The 613-nt window shown below is 65.1% G+C and carries 1 protein-coding gene; it reads right to left on the bottom strand.

Features of this window, described 5'->3' with window-relative positions:
• Positions 1 to 50: 50 nt before the first annotated feature.
• The coding region (locus DAI20_RS19750) for an aldo/keto reductase (protein WP_168927707.1) at positions 51 to 613 on the bottom strand (563 nt) is incomplete at its 5' end.

Raw genomic sequence — 613 nt, 5'->3', positions numbered from 1 at the left:
ATTATTTTCTTCGCTGTTGTGCAATGCCGGCCAGCGGCCGGCACTACAACTCAGGCTTCCGCGCTGGCGGCGTCGAGTTGCGCGATATCCTGCACGCTCAACGACAGGTTGGCCGCTGCCAGCAGATCGTGCAGCTGCTCGACGCTGGTGGCGCTGACGATCGGCGCGGTGATCGACGGCCGTGCGATCTGCCACGCCAGTGCGATCTGCGCGGCACTGGCGCTGTGCTTGCTGGCCACGTCATCCAGCGCCTGCAGGATGCGCAGGCCACGCGGATTCAGATAGCGCTTCACCACGTTCTCGCCACGTGCCGGGCTCTTGGCCGCATCGGCCGGCGTGCGGTATTTGCCGCTGAGGAAGCCACTGGCCAGCGCGTAGTAGCCGATCACGCCGATCTGTTCGCGCTGCACCAGCGGTTCCAGTTCCTTTTCGTAGCCGGCACGGTCGTACAGGTTGTACTCCGGCTGCAGGGTTTCGTAACGCGGCAGCTTGTAGTCGGTGGATACCTTCAGCGCATCGGCCAGGCGCGTGGCGCTGTAGTTGGACGCACCGATCGCACGCACCTTGCCGGCTTCGATCAGCCGGCCGAATGCGGCCAGGGTCGCTTCCAGCG

Source organism: Planctomonas deserti (assembly GCF_003067705.1).
Lineage (GTDB): Bacteria > Actinomycetota > Actinomycetes > Actinomycetales > Microbacteriaceae > Planctomonas > Planctomonas deserti.
Note: the sequence above shows the minus strand (reverse complement) of the source record. Positions and strands in the feature narration are given on the sequence as shown.